The organism is Microbulbifer epialgicus (genome assembly GCF_041447265.1).
Lineage (GTDB): Bacteria > Pseudomonadota > Gammaproteobacteria > Pseudomonadales > Cellvibrionaceae > Microbulbifer > Microbulbifer epialgicus.
This window is the reverse complement of the sequence record NZ_JBGMEK010000197.1, coordinates 1-2,176: the sequence shown is the minus strand read 5'-3', so window position 1 is coordinate 2,176 and position 2,176 is coordinate 1. Positions and strand designations below refer to the sequence as shown.

Here is a 2,176-nt window from a genome sequence, read left to right as displayed (position 1 = left end):
GGAGTTTTTAAACAATTGGTTGTAATCGGGCTAGGGCTCCAGCGGCAAAAAAGAAGCTGCTGGTGGTCTGGCTCGCTCTAAACTCTAGTTTATTACCTATACGAGTAGTAAAGAGTCTCTTCCGGGGAAAGTTTCAAGCGCTTCTGCTTAAACAATATCGTAGCCGAGCTACTAAAACTACCGCCGAATTGGACCGATGGCCAGTTTGAAGTCATCTTTAAGGCTTGCTATCGCAAAGAGTGGTCAGTCCGTATTCAGGATCGATATGATCATGGCAAAGGTGTATTGTTGTATTTTTCTCGTTACATCAGAGGTGGTCCGTTAAAACCAAAGCAGATCTTGAATGTAGATCATCGGGAGTTGGAGTTTCGTTATTTTGATCACCGTGATCACCGTGATCAGCGTCGCAAAAAATTGCGCTTAAAGCTAAAAGAGTTTCTTAGGAGGGTCTTGCAGCACATAGCCCCGATAGGCAAACACATGGTACGGAGCTATGGGTTATATGCTGACTGCAATAAGAGAAAGCATGATTTATGTAGCAAGTTGGTAGGAGTAATGAAAGATCAAAAGCTCCCGACCGGATTGCAAATCGAAGAGCTGATGGTAGAGTGCGGGAAGTGTCATGAGCCAACAAAATTAAGTTGTCGAGTGTGGACTAAGGCGAAAAAAGGAATTTCCTTTATAAAGGGAGAGGAGCGGACAGATGGCGCCAGCGGTCTTGTACAACAATACGATGAACCTGACACTGCAGGAGAGGGGCTGTTTAGTTCGGCCTAAATCCAGTGCCAGGCCATTTTTTTTACCGCCTGCAGCGCAGGTTATCTAAGCGTTAAATGTCCGAGCTGGGAACCGTTACTTATGGAGGAAATATGACATGATGAGTCTTATATTCATTTTGGCCCTTACGAGCATGATTATTTGTGCTTCGATCGCGCGAAAGCGTCATTTAAATGGAGTATTTTGGGCTTTTATGGGGGGGACTTCTAGGCCAATTGCCATTCCATTTGCCTTGGTCGCAAAACAAAAAAATGATGGGGTTAAGTAAGGATGCTTTTTTCTAGAAATCGGTCATCACGGTCTATTTATGGTGCCCTTACTATCGCTTTTTCAGCTTTAGTTGGCTGCTCAGACTTTTTCCCTGTAGAGAAGCAATCTCCAGCAAAAGATGACTTTTCAACTTTGGCCGGAGATGATCGGATTTTGTACAAGGAAGGGATGGAAGACCAAGCTTTATTGATTAGGAATGTGCTAGATGAAAAAGTCAAAGATATCGAAATAGTACATGGAAAACCATTCATCAATCCGCCAGTCGTTCATCTTTGCGATACAAGGGAGTGCTTTGCTAAATATACAGGAATTGATAGCGGTATTTTAGCTGCGGTGAGTTCAAATGGCTTATTTTTAAAGTCTTATGTAATCACTCATGAAGATTATTCGCGATGGCTGGCACATGAGTTATCACATTTGCACCTTCGTCAACAAATATCGACCTTCAGAGCCAGTTTTATACCTCAGTGGTATCAGGAAGGTTTGGCTACGTTTGCATCGAATGGCGGCGGAGCTAATAAGGTTAGCCGAAAAAAAGCCTTAGAGTACATTCATAACGGCAAGCACATAGTCGTGGTAGACGAAAGCTCTCTTTTCAGCGACCCTTGGCCTTTAAACTATGTTGTGGCGAATGATGATTGGCCTAAACCTTGGTACCAGCAACATATGAACTACCGGCAGGCTTCCCTATTCTATGAGTTTCTTCATCCAAATGGCGGGATTGAGCTTATTCGTGCTCTGGAAATTGGAGAGACATTCAACGATGCGTTCAAATCAGTTTACGGTAAAAGCCCAGAAGAAATGTTTGCTATTTACAAAAGTAGTCTAGCTAAAAATAAGGCTCACGAAAACATTTAACAAGTTGGTGATGTTCGCTACGGGCTTTCACCCCTTCGCCGGACAGCCAGCGATGCGCGGCGTCTGCCGCATACCAAGGCGCTAAGTTTTATACACAAGTTTTTCCAGTTTTATTATAAAAATCAATGAGTTACAGTTTTGGCATAGTAAGAGCTACAGATTTGGATGGGTAATTATGCAGGACTGGGTCATGGACGAAGTGAAAAATCAAGTTATGGGCGATGTACGATTGAATAAGCGATTGTCCAATATTCTTAGGAATTTAAGTTCC

General features: G+C 43.0%; 3 protein-coding genes and 1 pseudogene. All 4 read left to right on the top strand.

Features of this window, described 5'->3' with window-relative positions; translation table 11 throughout:
• Positions 1 to 156: 156 nt before the first annotated feature.
• A pseudogene (locus ACCI49_RS24400) lies at positions 157 to 507 on the top strand (transposase); the annotation flags it as partial.
• 48 nt (positions 508 to 555) lie between these two features.
• Entirely contained in the window at positions 556 to 777 is a 222-nt protein-coding gene (locus ACCI49_RS24395; RefSeq protein ID WP_371841856.1) for a hypothetical protein, read from the top strand.
• A 270-nt stretch (positions 778 to 1,047) separates the two neighbouring features.
• The gene (locus ACCI49_RS24390; RefSeq protein WP_371841855.1) at positions 1,048 to 1,905 is read left to right on the top strand and encodes a hypothetical protein; all 858 of its coding nucleotides are present in this window, start codon (positions 1,048 to 1,050) and stop codon (positions 1,903 to 1,905) included.
• 175 nt (positions 1,906 to 2,080) lie between these two features.
• The coding region (locus ACCI49_RS25175) for a transposase DNA-binding-containing protein (RefSeq protein ID WP_503629704.1) at positions 2,081 to 2,176 on the top strand (96 nt) is incomplete at its 3' end.

Coding starts and splice junctions, on each gene's coding strand:
- ACCI49_RS24390 (WP_371841855.1), top strand. CDS start 1,048: ATGCTTTTTTCTAGAAATCGGTCATCACGGTCTATTTATGGTGCCCTT.
- ACCI49_RS24395 (WP_371841856.1), top strand. CDS start 556: ATGAAAGATCAAAAGCTCCCGACCGGATTGCAAATCGAAGAGCTGATG.